At 62.2% G+C, this 16981-nt stretch carries 15 protein-coding genes and 1 tRNA gene; 12 read left to right on the top strand and 4 right to left on the bottom strand.

What is annotated here, in order from left to right; translation table 11 throughout:
• Window positions 1-23: 23 nt before the first annotated feature.
• Together AC731_RS09105 and AC731_RS09100 are read left to right on the top strand one after the other, a co-directional pair.
• The gene (locus AC731_RS09105) at window positions 24-572 is read left to right on the top strand and encodes a phospholipase D family nuclease (protein ID WP_048705423.1); all 549 of its coding nucleotides are present in this window, start codon (window positions 24-26) and stop codon (window positions 570-572) included.
• 183 nt (window positions 573-755) lie between these two features.
• Entirely contained in the window at window positions 756-1925 is a 1170-nt protein-coding gene (locus AC731_RS09100; RefSeq protein ID WP_004254304.1) for a DesA family fatty acid desaturase, read from the top strand.
• On the opposite strand, the gene AC731_RS09095 is transcribed toward AC731_RS09100, so the two are convergent.
• Entirely contained in the window at window positions 1913-2851 is a 939-nt protein-coding gene (locus tag AC731_RS09095; protein WP_335338866.1) for a LysR substrate-binding domain-containing protein, read from the bottom strand. The genes AC731_RS09100 and AC731_RS09095 overlap by 13 nt on opposite strands.
• Before the next feature lie 200 nt (window positions 2852-3051).
• Between AC731_RS09095 and AC731_RS20365 the strand changes: the two genes are divergently transcribed.
• The 4 genes from AC731_RS20365 (at window position 3052) to AC731_RS09080 (ending at window position 6609) form a co-directional block, all read left to right on the top strand.
• Window positions 3052-3186: a hypothetical protein gene (locus tag AC731_RS20365; RefSeq protein WP_269465513.1), complete on the top strand. Its 135-nt coding sequence runs from the start codon at window positions 3052-3054 to the stop codon at window positions 3184-3186.
• A 24-nt stretch (window positions 3187-3210) separates the two neighbouring features.
• Window positions 3211-4524: an MFS transporter gene (locus tag AC731_RS09090; RefSeq protein WP_237266633.1), complete on the top strand. Its 1314-nt coding sequence runs from the start codon at window positions 3211-3213 to the stop codon at window positions 4522-4524.
• A 146-nt stretch (window positions 4525-4670) separates the two neighbouring features.
• A complete protein-coding gene (locus AC731_RS09085; protein WP_048705420.1) occupies window positions 4671-5828 on the top strand; it encodes a M20 aminoacylase family protein in 1158 nt (385 codons plus the stop codon).
• Between the two features lie 148 nt (window positions 5829-5976).
• Complete coding sequence (locus tag AC731_RS09080) at window positions 5977-6609, top strand: trimeric intracellular cation channel family protein (protein ID WP_048705419.1); 633 nt, start codon at window positions 5977-5979, stop codon at window positions 6607-6609.
• A 40-nt stretch (window positions 6610-6649) separates the two neighbouring features.
• Here AC731_RS09080 and queD read toward each other — a convergent pair whose 3' ends face one another.
• Window positions 6650-7093: a 6-carboxytetrahydropterin synthase QueD gene (gene queD, locus AC731_RS09075; protein ID WP_004254318.1), complete on the bottom strand. Its 444-nt coding sequence runs from the start codon at window positions 7091-7093 to the stop codon at window positions 6650-6652.
• 86 nt (window positions 7094-7179) lie between these two features.
• On the opposite strand from queD, the gene AC731_RS09070 reads away from it, so the two are divergent.
• The gene (locus AC731_RS09070; RefSeq protein WP_048705416.1) at window positions 7180-8052 is read left to right on the top strand and encodes a radical SAM protein; all 873 of its coding nucleotides are present in this window, start codon (window positions 7180-7182) and stop codon (window positions 8050-8052) included.
• 19 nt (window positions 8053-8071) lie between these two features.
• Here the strand turns inward: AC731_RS09070 and AC731_RS09065 are convergent, their stop codons facing one another.
• On the bottom strand, window positions 8072-8365 hold the full coding sequence (locus AC731_RS09065; protein ID WP_004254336.1) for a helix-turn-helix domain-containing protein: 294 nt from the start codon (window positions 8363-8365) through the stop codon (window positions 8072-8074).
• 537 nt (window positions 8366-8902) lie between these two features.
• Here AC731_RS09065 and AC731_RS09060 point away from each other — a divergent pair.
• The 3 genes from AC731_RS09060 (at window position 8903) to AC731_RS09050 (ending at window position 11345) form a co-directional block, all read left to right on the top strand.
• Window positions 8903-8995: transfer RNA gene (locus tag AC731_RS09060), tRNA-Ser, on the top strand.
• Between the two features lie 122 nt (window positions 8996-9117).
• Entirely contained in the window at window positions 9118-10416 is a 1299-nt protein-coding gene (locus AC731_RS09055; protein ID WP_048705410.1) for a site-specific integrase, read from the top strand.
• Between the two features lie 11 nt (window positions 10417-10427).
• Entirely contained in the window at window positions 10428-11345 is a 918-nt protein-coding gene (locus AC731_RS09050; RefSeq protein ID WP_048705408.1) for a hypothetical protein, read from the top strand.
• Window positions 11346-11357: 12 nt separating this feature from the next.
• Here AC731_RS09050 and AC731_RS09045 read toward each other — a convergent pair whose 3' ends face one another.
• A complete protein-coding gene (locus tag AC731_RS09045) occupies window positions 11358-12953 on the bottom strand; it encodes a tyrosine-type recombinase/integrase (RefSeq protein WP_048705406.1) in 1596 nt (531 codons plus the stop codon).
• Between the two features lie 396 nt (window positions 12954-13349).
• Between AC731_RS09045 and AC731_RS09040 the strand changes: the two genes are divergently transcribed.
• Complete coding sequence (locus tag AC731_RS09040; RefSeq protein ID WP_048705403.1) at window positions 13350-15062, top strand: recombinase family protein; 1713 nt, start codon at window positions 13350-13352, stop codon at window positions 15060-15062.
• A gap of 441 nt (window positions 15063-15503) precedes the next feature.
• Window positions 15504-16684, top strand: a protein-coding gene (locus AC731_RS09030) for an IS3 family transposase (protein WP_156480685.1) whose coding sequence is annotated in 2 segments (ribosomal slippage) — window positions 15504-15756 and window positions 15756-16684 — 1182 coding nt in all. Because the reading frame shifts where the segments join, the coding sequence is not laid out codon by codon here.
• Window positions 16685-16981 lie beyond the last annotated feature (297 nt).

The following is a 16981-nucleotide window of genomic DNA, read 5'->3' as shown; positions in this document are numbered from 1 at the left end:
GCAGGCTGCGGCGGATTGCGTTGATGGCCGCGCTGTGCGCGTCGCTGCCGGCGGCCTGGCCCCTCGAGGCCTCGCAACGCTTCGCCGGCCGGGGGCAGGTCGAGGTCGCCTTCACGCCGCGCGACGATGTCGAGTCGCTGCTCGTCGGCGTGATCGGCCAGGCACGGCGCAGCCTGCACGTGCAGGCCTATGCCTTCACCAACCGCCGCATCGCCGATGCGATGGTCAAGGCGCATCGGCGCGGCGTCGACGTGCAGGTGCTGGCGGACGAGCGCATGAACCGGCGCGAGAAGGGCAATGCCTTGCCGCGCCTGCTGGCGGCGGGCGTGCCGGTGGCGCTGGAGACCAAGTACAACGCGGCCCACAACAAGGTGCTGATCGTCGATGCGGACGGACCGGGCTGCGCCGTGGTCACGGGTTCGTTCAACTTCACCTGGTCGGCACAGAACCGGAACTCGGAGAACGTGCTGATCCTGCGCGACCATTGCGAGGTTGCACGCGCGTATCGCGAGAACTGGCTGCAGCACCGTCGCGATGCAGTCGCGGTGAGCGCATTGCCGCTCAGGCGGTGAGTTGGCCGCTGCGGAACGCGCGGCGCCCGGGCAGGTCTGAGTTCGACTGCCGCAAACCGTCTCGCCAGGCGACGACTGGACCTTGCGGCATCGCCAGCCGGCACAAGGGAAATCCCTCGGCCTGGCGTTCCGCGCTTCACGTAGAATCGCTGAGCTCACTGTTTTTCAAGGATATTCATCCGCATGTATACCGGGTTGTTCGATCTTCCCTGGTGGGGCTACGTCGTCGTGGCCCTGGTCCTGACCCACATCACCATCGCCTCGGTGACGATCTTCCTGCATCGGCATCAGGCACATCGGGCACTGGAACTGCATCCCATCCCGAGTCACTTCTTCCGCTTCTGGCTGTGGCTGACCACCGGCATGGTCACCAAGGAGTGGGCGGCCATCCACCGCAAGCACCACGCCAAGTGCGAAACGCCCGAGGATCCGCACAGCCCGCAGACGCGCGGCATCCGCAAGGTGCTGTGGGAAGGCGCCGAGCTCTACCGCGCCGAGGCGAAGAACCAGGAGACGCTGCAGCGCTACGGCCATGGCACGCCGGACGACTGGCTTGAGCGCAATGTCTATCGACGCTCGGTGCTGGGTGTGTCGATCATGCTCATCATCGACCTGATCGCCTTCGGTGCGGTGGGCCTGACGATCTGGGCGGTGCAGATGGTGTGGATCCCGTTCTGGGCGGCCGGCGTCATCAATGGCATCGGGCACTACTGGGGTTATCGCAACTACGACTGCGTGGACGCGTCGCGCAACGTCTCGCCGTGGGGCATCCTCATCGGCGGCGAGGAACTGCACAACAATCATCACAGCTTCGCCACCTCGGCCAAGCTGTCGTCCAAGTGGTACGAGTTCGATATCGGCTGGATGTACATCCGCATCCTCGAGCTGCTGGGGCTGGCGAAGGCGAAGAAGGTGATTCCGACGCCGCGCTTCGGCGAGGCCAAGCACGTGCCCGACTTCGACACCCTGCAGGCGATCGTCACCCACCGCTACGACGTGATGACGCGCTACATGCGCTCGCTGAAGCGCGTCTGCGCCGACGAGATCGAGCGCCTGAAGTCCACACACGGCGTGCGCTTCGATGCCCGTGCGCTGAAGCGCTGGGTGCTCTCTGGCGAGGACCGTGGTCTGGCCGAGGAGCAGCGGCAGCAGTTGCAGGTGGTGCTCAAGGAGAGCGCAGCGCTGAGCACCGTGATGACCATGCGCGAGGAGCTGGCGGCGATCTGGGCGCGTTCGAACGCGACGCGCGAGCAATTGCTGGCCCAGTTGCACGACTGGATCGCACGTGCAGAGCAGAGCGGCATCCAGCAGTTGCAGGAGTTCTCTCAGCGCCTGCGCCGCTACGCCGTCTGACGCGGCCGTCGCAGGCGTCGGGGCCTGTTCCGGGTCACGGCGCGAGGTAGCGCGAGAACAGTGTCGCCATGGGCTTCGCTGCACTCGACAGCGGCACGCCACGCAGCCGCAGCAGGCCGAAGCTCATCGGCGGCGGCAGGGGGGGTGACGTTGATGCGCTCGATGCCGTGACCGACGAGGCGGTCCTCGAACAGCTTGGCTGGACCGATCCCGATGCAGTCGGTGCGCTGCATCAGTTCGAGCATCAGCATTGTCGAGGCGCAGCGGATCATGTTCCGGGGTGGGGCGAGTCCCTGCAGCTTCACCCAGGCGAGCAGGGCATGCCCGAGGCTGCCCGGACTCAGGTTGATCACCCATTTCGCGTCGCTCAGCTCGGCCCAGGTCCTTGCAGCGGCCAGCGGGTGGCCGACGCGCCCGGCGAGTACGGCTTCGGCGGGGCCCAGCGGTTCAAAGGCGATCTCGTAGGGCAGGTCCGCAGGGTCGGCGACGGCAATCGCAAAATCGAGCCTGCCCTCGATCAGATCGGGCAACACCTGGGTCAGCAGCCCTTCGGTGAGATGCACCTCGGTGTCGGGCCGCAAGCGCTCGTATTCGCGCAGTACCCGGGGCAGCACCAGCGCCCCGACCATGGGCGTGACGGCAATGACCACCCGTGACCCGGGGCCGCCATGCAGCTGGCGCACTTCCTCCACCGCCTTGTCCAGGATCGACAGGGCCAGCCGGGCGCGGCTGAGCAGCACCGAACCGGCGGCGGTGAATTCGATGCCCTTGTAGCTGCGGGTCAGGAGCGGTGCGCCGACATCTTCCTCAAGCTCGCGCAAGGCCTTGGTGAGGGCGCTCTGGCTCAGGTTCATCTCCCGCGCGGCAGCACGGATCGAGCTGGATTCCGCCACATGTACCAGTGCTCGAAGTTGATGGTCTTTCATGGGGCCGCCCCGTGTCCGTGTTGGCATCTTGCTGGCGCAACGTATCGCCTTCCGGGCGCGGTTTCAACTGATTCGCACGTCCGTCTGGGGTGATTCCGGATGGTCGTCACCACGGAAAACGCAATGCCTTATTTTCTGTAGGGGAATCTCTAGGATGAGGGCGTAGACATTGTTCAACCCGCTTCCTTCAGGAGATTGCCATGACAGCTATTGCGGGTACGGCCTCCAGTACCACCTACCAGGGTACTGACAAATTACTTTACGGCATCATTCTGGGCGTCATCGCCTTCTGGCTCTTTGCCCAGACCACCCTCAACATTGCGCCGGACATGTAGCGCGACCTGGGTCTGGATGCCAGCATGATGAACATCGCGGTCGCCATCACCGCCCTGTTCTCCGGCATCTTCATCGTGGTCATGGGCGGCCTGGCCGACCGCGTCGGCCGGCTGAAGATCGTCCGCATCGGCTTCTACCTCAATATCGTCGGCTCGCTGCTGATCGCCATTGCGCCCGAGGGCAGTCTGGCGACCGCCTTCCTGCTGGTCGGGCGTGCGCTGCAGGGCGTCTCCGCCGCATGCATCATGCCGGCCAGTCTCGCCCTGGTGAAGGCGTACTGGGATGGCCCCGCACGCCAGCGCGCAGTGAGCCTCTGGTCGATCGGCTCGTGGGGTGGTTCGGGCGTCTGTTCGCTGTTCGGCGGCCTGGTCACGCAGAATTTCGGCTGGCGCTACATCTTCTTCGCCTCGATCGTCGTGTCCGTGATCGGTCTGCTGATGCTCAAGGGTACGCCGGAGAGCAAGGCCGAAACCCGGGGCAGCTACAAGTTCGACCTGGCGGGCGTGCTGACCTTCATGATCGCCATGGTGGCCCTGCAGATCCTCGTCACCCAGGGTAACAAGATGGGCTGGACCAGCCCGATGAGCCTGGGCCTGATCGCCGCCGTGATCGTCTTTGGTGCGATGTTCTTCCGCATCGAGAGCTCGATCGGCCAGCCCTTCGTCGATTTCAAGCTGTTCCGCAACCCGACCTACACCGGCGCCACCATTTCCAACTTCCTGCTCAACGGCGTCGCCGGCACCCTGCTGGTTTCGCTGCAACTGGTACAGCTCGGCGGCGACATGAGCGCCCAGCAAGCCGGCACGCTCACGCTCGGCTATGCGATTGCGATCATCGCCTTCATCCGCGTCGGCGAGAAGCTGCTGCAGCGTTTCGGTGTCCGCCGGCCGATGATCTGGGGCTGCCTCATCACCGGTCTCGCGATCGTGCTGCTGTCCCCGGCCAATCTGCTGGTCGGCGACTACAAGATCATGGCCATGATCGGCTACGCCCTGTTCGGTGTGGGCCTGGCCTTTTACGCCACCCCTTCCACCGACGCCGCCCTGTCGAGCCTTCCGGCCGATCAGTCGGGCTCGGGTTCCGGGATCTACAAGATGGCCTCGTCGCTCGGTGCGGCCTTCGGCGTGGCGATCTCTGCCGCGATCTTCACCGCGCTCAGCGCCAATCCCGAGAGCGTTGCCTGGCTCGAAGGCGTGACCACCTTCCAGGGCCGTCAGGACAACCTGGCGGTGCGCGAGGCCGCAATCATCGCCCTGATGTTCAACGTCTTCATGGTGGTGGTGGCGATCCTGTCGATCATGCTCACCGTTCCGAAGGCCCGCGCCAAGAAAGCCTGACGCGGCAACCGCAGCACACCACACACCGCTCTGTGCGCCCCGTGTTCGCGACGGTGCCGCGCGCAGAGCCAACCCGGGCCGATCGCCCAAGCCCGTGACGCCCGGGTATCACCTTGCAGGATTTCAGATCTCGATCAGGAGTCATCATGAGCATGCTTTTGAATGCACTGACCGCCGACCAGGAACAGATGAAGGCCTGGCGGCACCACATGCACCAACACCCCGAAGTGGCGTTCGAGGAACACAACACCGCCCGCTACATTGCCGACCTGCTGCGCGGCTGGGGCTATGAAGTGACCGAGAACATCGGCAAGACCGGGCTGGTTGCGCGGATGAGCTGCGGCGACGGCAAGAAGTCCATCGGTCTGCGGGCCGACACCGACGCGCTGGCCGTGCAGGAAATGATCGAAGGCGGCCACAAGAGCACCATCCCGGGCAAGTCCCACACCTGCGGTCACGACGGCCACAGCGCGATGCTGCTCGGCGCGGCGCATTACCTCGCGCACACGCGCGCTTTCAATGGCACGGTCAATCTGATCTTCCAGCCGGCCGAGGAGATCATGGGCGGCGCCGTGGCCATGATCAAGGACGGTCTGTTCGAGCGTTTCCCGATGGATGCGGTGTTCGGCATGCACAACATGCCGACGCTGGAGCGCGGCAAGCTCTATTTCACCGCCGGGCAGGTGATGGCCGCGGTGGACAACTGGGAGATCGTCCTCACCGGCAAGGGGAGTCACGGCTCGATGCCGGAGAAGAGCATCGACCCGGTGGTGGCGGGGGCTTCCCTGGTCATGGCGCTGCAGACGATCGTGTCGCGCAACGTTGGCGCCAAGGACTCCGCGGTGGTGACGGTCGGCGCCTTCCTGGCGGGCGACGCGGGCAACGTGATTCCCCAGACCGCCACCTTGCGTCTGAGCATCCGCAGCAGCGCGCCGGAAACGCGAAAGCTGGTGCTCGACAAGGTGCGGGCGATTACCGCTGCGCAGGCCGCATCGTTCGGCGTCGGTCACGAAATCGTCGAAGGCCCTCCGGGCGCGGTGCTTGTCAATGATCCCGTGCAGACCGCCGAATGTGCCGATGTCGCGCGCGCCCTGCTGGGCGACGACCAGGTGGTGATGCCCGGCCCCACGTTCATGGGCAGCGAGGACTTCGCGTACTATGCGCAGCACAAGCCGGGTAGCTACTGCTTCATCGGCAACGGCGACACGCCGATGGTGCATCACCCGATGTACGATTTCGATGATCGCAACCTGCCTGTCGGGGCGGCATACTGGGTGGCGCTGGTGCAGCACTACCTTAAGTAAGCTCGGCGGGGACAGGATTGGCACGCTTCGCGGTGCGGAGCGTGTTTTTTGTTTTTTCTGGCGGCGGCCTTGGGGGCTGCCATTTGCTTTTCGGTTGCCGCGCGGCCCTCAGGTGCGGCGGCATACTCGGTTTTCCGGTTCTGAATAGATGAAGTTCGAAACGATTCTGTTGGTGATCGAAGTCGGCGGCACGATCGCGTTCGCCATGTCCGGGCTCCTCGAGGCGATCAGGAAGCGGATGGACATCGTCGGCGTGTTTTCGGTCGCCTTTGTCAGCGCGTTCGGCGGCGGTACGGTGCGGGACGTCCTGCTCGATCGCCGGCCCTTGTTCTGGATCCAGAATCAGGAGTATGTGTGGATCGTGCTGGCGCTGGCGCTGACCGCACCCCTGTGGCTGAGGACCGTTCGCCATCGCATCACCGAGAATGCGATGGAGTTCGCTGACGCCTGCGGTCTCGGTCTGTTCGCCATTTCGGGCGCCACGATTGCATCGGCGGCGGGGACGCCCCCACTCGTGTCCGTACTCATGGGCGCGATCACCGCGGTGTTTGGTGGGGTCTCGCGCGACGTGCTGTGCAATGAGATTCCCAAGGTCTATCAGGACCACCGGCCCTACACACTGTGCGCCGTCGTCGGCTGCGTCGTGCTGCTCGGGCTGCACGCACTGGGTGCGGCGCCGCATGTGTCGATGATCGCCGGCATCTGCACTGCCACGGGTTCGCGCCTGCTGGCGGTCGTGTTCGGCTGGAAGCTGCCGGCATGGCCTTCGCTGCGGGATTGAAGCCGCGATACGGGCGCCTGATCGCGCCCCGCGGCGGTGTTCAGGCCCGAACGGCGTCGGCCCAGCAGTTCGGCGTCTCGTACAGACGCACGCGCTCCAGGCGCAGATGATTGCCGTAGGTGTCGCGATAGGCCGGGTCAAGGATGCGGAAGGCCTCGGCGGCGAGGTTCTCGGCGGTGGGCACGACGTCGAGGACCACCGTCTTGTGATCGGGGATCGCCGACAGCAGGCTCATGATCTGGGTGTCGCCGCGATACACGAGAAAGGCATGATCCCAGCGCTCGACCACGCATTCGTTGGCGATGCGCTTGACGTCGGCAAAGTCCATCACCATGCCATTGACCGGCAGGCCGTCGGCCTTGATGATCTCGCCCGACAGCGTCACCTCGATGGCGTAGCGGTGCCCGTGCAGGTGGCGGCACTGGCTGGCGTGATCGGGGATCCGGTGTCCGGCATCGAATTCGAGACGGCGGGTGATGCGCATGGCTGACCTCTGGAAAAGGGCGCGGATTATAGCATCGCACGTGTGCTCCGGCCTTTCCGTATATTCCGCAAGTGATTGAGCAGACGATGATTTCCCCTTCTTCCTCCAAGACCCCTCCGCGCAGCCTGAGCGTCCGCAACCACGATCGCGACCTTGCCGGGCTGACCTATGTCTATCCGGTGCTGTCGCGGCGTGCAGGCGGCGTGTCGGTCGGCATCAACCTCAATCCGAACAATGCCTGCAACTGGCATTGCGCCTACTGCCAGGTGCCCGGGCTCGTTCGGGGCAAGGCGCCCGAAATCGACCTCGTTCGTCTGGAGGACGAGTTGCGCGGCTTCCTGGCGGATCTGGTCCATGGAGACTGGATGCAGCGTTTCGTGCCGGAAGAAGCGCGCGTGATCAGGGACGTCGCGTTCTCCGGCAACGGCGAACCGACCAGCGCCGCGGTCTTCCCGGAGGCGGTCGGGTTGGTGGTGCGCCTGTGCGCCGAGTTCGGGCTGGCCGAGACCGTTCCCGTGCGCTTGATCACCAACGGCAGCCTGTTGGCACAGGCGCGGGTGCAGGCGGGCATAAGGCGGCTCGGCGAGGCGGGCGGGGAAGTGTGGTTCAAGGTGGACGCGGGAACGCCGGAGGCGATGGCGCGCATCAACGGCGTGCAACTCGAGCCCGATTCGGTAGCGCGCAACCTGGCGCGCTGTGCGGCGCTCTGTGCCACCTGGGTGCAGACCTGCATGTTCCGCTGGGACGGGGCCGTGCCGTCGGAGGCAGAGATCGACGCCTACTTGGGGCTGCTGGAGCAGGCCGGCGTGTCGAAGCTGCAGGGGGTGCTGCTCTACGGCATCGCGCGGCAGTCGATGCAGCCCGAGGCCGCGCATCTGTCGCCACTGACAACGGACGAGCTGCAGGCCATTGCCAGCCGGATCGAAAAAAAAGGGCTGACGGTTCGCGTCAGCCCCTGATTGCCGGACGGCATCGCGCTCAGCGGTCCTTTTTCTTTGCGCGCGCTTCCTTCTTGAGGGTCTTGTAGAGCTCGGGGTTGGTCGTCTTCAGGTACTCGGCGACGTCGACGTCATCACGCTTGACCTTGTTGATGTCGATCTGCTCGATGTGTACCAGACGCAGCAGGGCCTGGACCGGGCGGGGGATGTTGCGACCGCTCTCGTAGCGGGAGCCGCCGCTCTGGGTGACGCCGATCTTCGACCAGAACTGGGACTGGTTCAGGCCAAGCTTGCGGCGGATTTCGCGAACGTCAAAGCTGTCAGTGGCTTTCATCTGTTGTTCCTCGGTTGAGTGTGGAGCGCATGAATTTTGCATGACTCCGAATCGATTTTATATGCGGGCTTCTACGACTAAAGTTATAGCCTACGAAAAGTATAAATCACTATTCGCTCCACATACAATGGCAAATTTCGCATTTTTGCGTTAGAAGTTGTATGAGACGCATTTGTTGGGTTCGGCGTGAAAGGCGGGGCTAACACTCCGCCTTCATCAGAATCTCGAGCCTTATCCACACGGCGTTGGATACGACAATGGCACTGATAGTTCAGTACCGTGGCGGCGGGGCGGAAGGGGGGGCGATCGCAAGGCCAAGTGCGTCCCGCAAGGCTGTCGAGCTGCACTGTGCAGGAGGGGCCGCGACTGCGAAGTCGTGGTTGCCGGTGGCGCCCCAGGCTTGCCTGAGCGCGGCGGCCACGCCTTCGACGAATAGGTGGAAACGGTCGCTCTGGGCTCGATCACCGGAGTCTGATAAAGCCAGTGAATACTGTTTGACCGGACTGCGCGAACTCGCTATCATCGCGCCTTCCTGATGGAGACGTGGCCGAGAGGTCGAAGGCACTCCCCTGCTAAGGGAGCATACCGTCAAAAACGGTATCGAGGGTTCGAATCCCTCCGTCTCCGCCAGTAACACCGCAAGCCCTTGAATCCGCTTGAAATAAGGGATTCAGCAACATCAGGGTTTTGCGATGGTGTTACAAAGTGGTGTACACCGTACCAGCAGCTATCTCAATTCTTGGAGAAGCTGTATGTCGTACGTAACCGCCCATCATGGCACTCTCTGGTTCCAGATTCGAGTGCCCGCCCGTCTTGAAAGACTCCATGGCAAGGTTGTCCGAGTCAATCTTCAGACGCGTGACCCTGCGCTTGCCAGAGTTCTTTCGCTGCGCTTGGCGAGCGAGTGGCTGAGTCGGTTCCAGGAAGCCGATGCACTCGCAGCCGTTCCGGCCTATGCGCCGACCGGCGATCTGTCTCCAGATTTCGACGCTGTCCCGAAAGCGGAGGATGTGCTTCCTCACGTGGCGCAGGTGGCTCAACAGCCCATTGTCGTCGCTGAGGTTCCGCCCAAAAAATCGAGTCCGACGAAGCAACTCACCGACAAGGCGCTTTTCGACGCCTGGGCCCGCATCGACGTGACTCGAGCCAGTTCGACGATCGGGGACATGAAGTCGGCCATCAAGGAGTTCCGGTCGCGTTGTCGCAAGCCTTGGGCCTCGCTCGAGCGACAGGACATTGCCGACTTCCGCGACCACTTGCTCAGCAAGCGTCTTGCCAGGGGCACGGTCGCCAAGCGGATCGGCCTCATCTCGACGTTGCTGCAAGTTGGATATGATGCCGGCCTCCTCAAGCAGAACGTGGCAAGGGGGCTCAAGGTCCCGCGCGCGGAAGTGCCGACCCTCGAACGTCGGGCGTTCACCGCGCAGGAGTTGGAGAGGATCTTCACGTCTCCGGTGTACGCCGAAGATTTTCGGCCTGTGGCCGGTTGTGGTCCTGCGTGCGTCTGGATGCCGATGCTTGCCCTCGTCACTGGCGCCCGACTCGAGGAAATCGCACAACTGCTCACACACGACATCATCGAGGATCCTGAGTACGGACTGCTGATGCGCATCACGGACGAAGGGGAGACGCAGCGGCTCAAGACGATCGGCTCCCGCCGCATCGTCCCTCTGCACCCCGAGATCTTGCGGGCCGGTTTCCCGGATTATGTCGATCTGGTGCGTGAGTCGGGGCACAAGTGGCTCTTTCCTGAACTGCTCCCCGACCACGACGGTCGGCGAGGCGGGAATTTTTGCAAGTGGTTTCAGCGCTATCTCCGCGGACGGCGGGGAGTCGGCCTCACTGACCCCAGAGTTGTGTTTCACAGCTTTCGGCATACGTTCAAGACGCTGTGCCGCGCAGCGGGGATCAGCGAAGAAGTGCATGACGCCTTGACAGGGCATGTGTCGTCGAGTGTCAGCAGGCGTTATGGCGACATGCCGATCGGCCCGCTTGTCCAAGCGATCCACGCGATCAAACTGCCCGTTGCGCTCCCGCGCATCGACGTCTGAAGGGGACGATCATGACTGACAACATGAACCCGCCCCTAGCGTCGATCATCGCCTGGATCGAAGAGATCCGCCGCGTAGAGTGTGCTTCGTTTGTTGATGTTGCATTGCGCTTGCCTGAAGTCTGGTCGGTGATTCGCGCACAGGGCTTGGCGCGCAGAACGATTGCACAGGCTTGCGGTTGGCCACTGCGGCTCAGCCGGGATGCGATCCAGACCCAATCAGCAAACAGTCTCGGCGTTACCTTGCTGAATTTCGGCGCCGACTGTGCGATCGGCTTGTGGCAATACGCGCCACGCACGTGCCATCTCATGCACGTCGAAGGCAAGTTTCACGACGCTTGCGCATTAGTGCATGCAAGCGTCGCTGAGGCGACTGAGGATGAGGCCAGCGCGCTCGAAGACACCGAACTGCATAGTCGCGGCTCCCTCGAAGCGGGGCTAAGGCTCGATTTTGAAGGCGTCAAGCGCACGCTCGACGCTCGAGGAGAAGCGCATCTCAGGAGCCTGCTCCCGATGATGCCTGAAGAAGGCTGCGCTACCACCGGGGGTTGGGTGCTTGACCTTCCGTCACTGATCGTCGCACGCGTGCTCGAGCATTCGCGGATTGCGTTTGAAGTGCCTGACTCCGTTCGCGATCCAAGAGCGCGTGCAGCATACCCCGGTGGCTTTCATCTGACACGCGCCAGTGTCGTGCTCGGATTCGGAGATCCACGCCACTCACAGTACGAAGTGGCGTCGACGGCGACGCCTCGCGTCGTACTCGTCGACGAGCAACTGCTTGACTCTCCCGGTTGGCTGGTCGCATTTCTGCACCATGTGGTCGAGTCGTTAGCCGAGGTCGGTGTGAGCGCAGCTGACAGTCTTGGCTCGCTCAGTTTATCGGCGTTCATTCAGCTCTCGCCGCCCGAGGCAGCCAAAAAGCGCTCCTGACGATCGGTGATGTCAGCTCGCTGCGCGGCATTTGCCACGTGCTTTCGCAGCGAGCGCTTCAAGTACGGGGACGGCTTCCATGAAGTCCTCGATTGTCATCAAGGCCTCGGGATCGTAATGCCTCTCATGAATATCCACATCAGTATGGCCCAGTATCGCGCGGCGCACGCGAGGATCGACCCCTTCGGCGCGCAAAGTCCTCGCGACCGTGTTGCGAATGCTCTCCAGAACAATCCTCTTGTCATCGTGGAGCGACCGAATCACGCGGTTCAAACGCTTGCTCTCAGGTCCGCCAAAGCATCCGAAGCCATCCGCTTGTGCATCCCCGAACAGGAACTCGCTCGGAGCGGCAGTATGGGTCCGAAGCGACAGCCATCGCTCAAGCTCGGGTGTCTGTGTGGTGCTAAGGGGCACAGTCCGGTAAGACGTGACTGTCTTGAGCACAGCATCTGCGTGGCCACCGATTTTGAGATGCCAGAGGCCGTCGTGCTGGATCACGTCGCCGACACGCATCTGCATCATCTCGCCCAGTCGCGCGCCTGTGAGCATCATAAGATCGACGAGCATCGTGTCGTCATCCGTGGTGACTTCATCGGCGACGATGGCCTCCCGCACCTTATGAAGCTGCGCTGCAGTCAGCGGCAGGCGCTTGGCGCGATCGATCCGCGTACGCGGCAGTATCGAGCGACAGCACGCGGCCGCGTCAGCCGAAACAGGCGCTACGAGAGTAATGACCGTTGTCAGTTTCGCGACGATCGTACTCGATCCGTTTCCGCGCTCCTGCCACAGTGCCATCAATGCCTTGACCTGACTTTCGTTCAGAGCCTCGACTGGAGCTTCACCGATAACGATTGCGAGATCTTCGATGATCGATGCGTACTTGGCGACTGTTTTCGGGCGAGTCTCTTTGCCGACCAGTTTGAGCCGGTCTTGCCACGCGCTTATCAAGGACGCTGCAGGAGTGCCAAAGAAACGCGTCAACGGCAGAAGGTCACTGGGTTTCGGACAAAGCGCATCAAGACCGCATTCGCCGTTCAGCGCCGAAAGCCACGCGCTTGCCAGCGTTACCGTGTCGGCATTGATCAGATCTGCGAACGCCTCGAAGTCACACTCCTTGCGTGTGAGCAATACGCCGTAGTTCGCGGCGATGTCTTCAAGCGCCTGCTTCGCATCGTCCAGCGCGCCTCGGGCCAGCCGTCGTCGCGAGTTTTTCAACCAATCCTGCGCCTCCGCCACGGCGACGTCCCAAGCATCGTCAGCCCCCTGCCGGAGTGCCGAGAGCTTTTGCTGCAGCCCACGAAGCGTGATCGAACGGCGCGTTGCGACGGCTCTGCGGAACAACGCGTCATCGAGCGTCAGTGTGACCTTGGCGTTGCCGATGGCCTGAAATGGCCGAGTTCGCTGCTGCCGGGTCGATTCGAACTTTCCGGTCCAGTGAGCACTGAGCTCTTGAGCTTTCGCGACTGCGGCGGCGCCCTCGATGCGACCGAGGGCGGCTTTGATGTGCGTTCTGCCACCAAACGCTGTTGTTAGGTCCAGCGGAACGCGGATCTGGAAGATGTAGCGTTTTCGACTCTTATCGTAGGTCAGATTCTTGGTGCGGCTCATGCTGGAGGCACTGCGCAACAGGTCCGTCCCAGCAGATCGGCCCTGTTGAGTCGTTTATGAGCTGCTGGTGAAGAGTGTAAGCACCGCCTACCCGTTCACTTTTATCTGCCTGTGACAAATATCACGGAAGCAATCAATGAAAAAACAAACACCCATGCGTAACGCGGCCCTGCAACCGCTGCCGCCCGCGATTGACTACCTCTTGGATGCCCTTGTCGCTCGACTGCTCATCGATGCGCCAGATACAGAGACGAGCAGATCGAACGCACCCGGCCGGCAAAGTGCAGACGGTGGCTATACGGGACGTGACTCAAGGGTGGGGCAGCATCACGCCGCCAGGGTCATCGCAAGCGGCAAGGAATGCCCTGCGACGCCCGACGATAGGAGAGAGAACGCATGAAAATGAAGGCAGCGGTCGGCGTATATGCCCGATATTCGGATGACTCGCAGAGTCCGATGTCCGTTGAGGATCAGATGCGCCGCGCACTAGACTACTTGAGCCGGATCGGCATTGAGGCGACAAAGGTGGAGCGCTTCATTGACGAGGATGTGTCTGCTTACAAGACGCGTGAAGCCTACGCACGACCCGCTTTCAACGCGATGATGGCTGCTTGGGATGCAGGCGCGTTCGATATTGTGGTGGCGGACGAATTCTCGCGCCTGGGGCGCAATCCGCGTCAGCAACTGGAGATTCTCGAACGCCTTGATAGTACGCAAGTGCGATTAATCTGTGCTGATGGCATCGACTCCGCCAACTCAGGTTCGCGCATGGCGCTTGGGATCAAAGGGGTTATGGCGCAGGAGGAGAGTCGCAGTACGAGTTATCGAGTGAAGCGCGGGATGCTTGGTCAACTGATTCGCGGATACATGATGGCCGCTCCTGCGTTCGGCTATCGCGCAGAGCGACACTATGAGTCCGGACGCGCGGTCGGCACGTCCTGGCACATCGTGCCTGAGGAAGCGAAGATCGTGCAGCGCATGTACGAGATGCGGCGGGATGGCGCAGCGTTCGACAAAATCGCGCGCTGGCTGAATGAGACGGCTGTGCCAACTGCAAGGGGCGGTCGGTTGTGGCGTTCTGCTGGGGTGCAGCGCATGCTTTCGAACGCTGTGTATCGCGGGGAGGTCGCGTGGACGGAGGAGTCGCTGGACCCTGCGTCTGTTCATGGGAAAAGCACCAAGGAGCACTTTTTTGAGCGCCCGCACTTGCGTATTGTCACCGACGAACTTTGGCATTGTGGGCAATCGGGCAAGGTCAGCCGCTCGGGCTATGGGGGTGGCCGCCAAGCGTACTCGGGCATTTTGAAGTGCGGCCACTGCGGCAACTTGCTGTCGAGCACGGCGAAAGGCAAGGCGTTTACGTGTGGCAGCTGCAATTCCAACCGCCTTGTGGGCGACCCTCAGGTCTTGGCTGTGCCGACAATCTCGGTTGCGGGGTTGAACGCAGTGCTCTCGTTTGCGCTGGAGCGGGTTTTGAATGATGAGCGTATCGAAGCGCTGCGGGCACGGCTGCGGGAGCGTCTGGCGCAGGGCGCGGATGGCGAGCTTGCGGAATTGCGTAAGACGCGGGATCGGCTTGTGAAAGTTGGTCAGCATTTGCTGAGGTTGATTTATCAGCGCGAGCAGCCGGACCCCTTGCTTGATGAAGAGTACGCCAAGAACTCCAAGAGCGTGGCGGACACGGAACGGCAGATCAAGGCACTCGAAGCAACAAAAGTCAGTGTGGCGCGGCGGGACATTGCGGCACAACTCGATGTCGATCCGCGTGCGCTCACGGAAAAGCTGCTCGATGGCAAGTTGCCGCCTGAGCACCTGCGCGCGGCGCTCGCCAAGCTGTTTCCGAGGTTTGTCTTTCTCGGCAGGGAGTCCCGTTACATCGCGCGTTTCGAGATCGAGTTTGCGCCCGGTGCTGCGGTGGCTTGGTTGTCGGACTCCGCTCCGATTCTTGACGAGCGCGCGGTGATTCGCGTGAGGCTCATTGGTAGTGCGCGTCGCCCGGTCGTGTGGAATGTCATTGAGGAGTCCGTTGAGGTCGGGGAGTTGGCCACCACTTCGGAGTTGGCTGAAACCGCACACGTGATGGACGAGGATTGCGCGATACCCGCGTAAACGGCGTCTGCCCCAGAGTCAAGCCGTTGGGAGACGGCATTTTTCAACGCCGCTCTCCAAGAACGGATTTTGCGCTTTCTGGGACCACCATGAGCTAAAAATGTTTTTGTTATATTTTGACAAAAAATATATAGATCAAAGGGTTAATTAAATTTTCGTTTCAAGATGTGACGCCCCTCATTGAAGAGTTTCTGCAGGCCACCATGGACTTCGCGCAAGCCCTCCGGGGCATTCCGCACAGCGCACGCGACGACATGACCCAGGTCGAGTTGGTTTGCCCGTCATCGGGTGAACTCACCCGATGACGGGCAAACCAAGCACCACTCGAAGGAGTGAAGTTTCGGGACTCTGCTAACCAAGCGCTGGTATCAAAGACGGGGCAGGTCAGAAGGGGCTCAGGAACTCCGACGTTGTCCTGAAACTGCGTTCAGCGGCAACGACGTGAAGCGCATCCCGAAGCAGGACTACACGGCCGAGTTCAAGGAGCAGGCCGTCAAGCGAGCTGACGAGGTCGGCAGCATCGGCCGTGTGGCCGAAGAACTGGGGTTGGTTGAGCAGACGCTGCGCAACTGGGTCAAAGCGGCGAAGGCGGGCAAGCTCAATCCAGCCGGCGCCAAGCAGATCACTGCCGAGCAGATGGAGCTGTCCCGGTTGCGCGCTCAGGTCGCGCGGCTCGAGATGGAACTGGAGATCACAAAAAAAGCGGCGGCATATTTCGCGAAGGATCTGCTGTGAAATATGCCTGGATCGAGACGCAACGCAGATCCTTTCCGTTGCCTGTGCTATGCGACGCCTTATCGGTGAGCCAGAGCGGCTTTCGGGCTTGGCGGAGAGGGGGCATACCGGACCGCAAGCGACTCACCGATGCGCAGGCCCTGGTGCTGATCCGGACGGTTCATCAGGAGGTCCGGCAGGCATACGGGGCACGACGCATCCACGCTGAGTTGCGTGGGCGTGGCTACCGGATCGGCTTGCCGCGCATCGAGCGATTGATGCGCGAGAACGGCATCCGGGCACGGCACAAGCGGCGCTACAAGGCGACGACCGACTCCAGGCATCACCTACCGGTGGCAGAGAATGTGCTCGAGCGCCAGTTCGCGCCTGAGGTCCCCAATCGCGTCTGGACGGGCGACATCACCTACATCGCCACCGCCGAGGGCTGGCTGTATCTGGCGGTCGTGATCGACCTATTCAACCGTGAAGTGATTGGCTGGTCGATCAAACCACGAATGACGACAGACTTGGTGCTCGATGCGCTGTCGATGGCATGGTTTCGCCGGCGGCCCGGACCGGGCGTGTTATTTCACTCCGATAGGGGTAGTCAGTACGCCAGCCAGGCTTACCAGGCCCGCCTGGCTGCCTACGGCATGCGCGGTTCGATGTCGCGCAAGGGTAACTGCTGGGACAACGCACCGACTGAGAGCTTCTTCAACAGCCTCAAGAATGAGCGAGTGCATGGCGTGAGCTACGCGACCCGAAACGAGGCCACGAGCGATCTGTTCCAATACATCGCCGTGTTCTACAACCGGAGCCGCCGCCACTCCAGCTTGGGATATCTGTCGCCGACCACGTTCTTGCAGAACTGGATCGAACGGCAGGATCACCAAGAAATGGCAACATGAGGACGGCAAGTTGGAAGGCGGAAAACGTAGGGCAGCTCAGTCGAAAACGTGGCAATAAAGTTGAAAACGCCCGGGCATCTCGTCCGGGCGTTTTTGTTGTGCGCCCAGCATGGGCGCACTCCTGCGGGTGCAAGTCCCGCCGTAAGTTGATCACAGCGAACGAAGTGAAGCGCAACTGCGTGAGGGCGACCGAGCGTGGGAAGGAAGCGTGGAGCATAAGCTGCGAGCCGATGGACAAGAATCGGATAGAAGGCGCTGCCGAGCAGGGCGAGCGGGCAAGAAGCCGCGAAGCTCTCG

Origin of the sequence: Thauera humireducens, assembly GCF_001051995.2 — a bacterium.
Classification (GTDB): Bacteria; Pseudomonadota; Gammaproteobacteria; order Burkholderiales; family Rhodocyclaceae; genus Thauera; species Thauera humireducens.
The sequence above is the reverse complement of the archived record's forward strand: the minus strand, read 5'-3'. Positions and strand labels throughout refer to the sequence as shown.

Bases quoted from the DNA above. Each gene is read 5' to 3' on its own strand.
- AC731_RS09085 (WP_048705420.1), top strand. From the start codon at position 4,671: ATGAGCATGCTTTTGAATGCACTGACCGCCGACCAGGAACAGATGAAG.
- AC731_RS09065 (WP_004254336.1), bottom strand. From the start codon at position 8,365: ATGAAAGCCACTGACAGCTTTGACGTTCGCGAAATCCGCCGCAAGCTT.
- AC731_RS09040 (WP_048705403.1), top strand. From the start codon at position 13,350: ATGAAAATGAAGGCAGCGGTCGGCGTATATGCCCGATATTCGGATGAC.
- AC731_RS09105 (WP_048705423.1), top strand. From the start codon at position 24: ATGGCCGCGCTGTGCGCGTCGCTGCCGGCGGCCTGGCCCCTCGAGGCC.
- AC731_RS20365 (WP_269465513.1), top strand. From the start codon at position 3,052: ATGACAGCTATTGCGGGTACGGCCTCCAGTACCACCTACCAGGGTACT.
- AC731_RS09095 (WP_335338866.1), bottom strand. From the start codon at position 2,851: ATGAAAGACCATCAACTTCGAGCACTGGTACATGTGGCGGAATCCAGC.
- queD (WP_004254318.1), bottom strand. From the start codon at position 7,093: ATGCGCATCACCCGCCGTCTCGAATTCGATGCCGGACACCGGATCCCC.
- AC731_RS09070 (WP_048705416.1), top strand. From the start codon at position 7,180: ATGATTTCCCCTTCTTCCTCCAAGACCCCTCCGCGCAGCCTGAGCGTC.
- AC731_RS09090 (WP_237266633.1), top strand. From the start codon at position 3,211: ATGATGAACATCGCGGTCGCCATCACCGCCCTGTTCTCCGGCATCTTC.
- AC731_RS09050 (WP_048705408.1), top strand. From the start codon at position 10,428: ATGACTGACAACATGAACCCGCCCCTAGCGTCGATCATCGCCTGGATC.
- AC731_RS09045 (WP_048705406.1), bottom strand. From the start codon at position 12,953: ATGAGCCGCACCAAGAATCTGACCTACGATAAGAGTCGAAAACGCTAC.
- AC731_RS09055 (WP_048705410.1), top strand. From the start codon at position 9,118: ATGTCGTACGTAACCGCCCATCATGGCACTCTCTGGTTCCAGATTCGA.
- AC731_RS09080 (WP_048705419.1), top strand. From the start codon at position 5,977: ATGAAGTTCGAAACGATTCTGTTGGTGATCGAAGTCGGCGGCACGATC.
- AC731_RS09100 (WP_004254304.1), top strand. From the start codon at position 756: ATGTATACCGGGTTGTTCGATCTTCCCTGGTGGGGCTACGTCGTCGTG.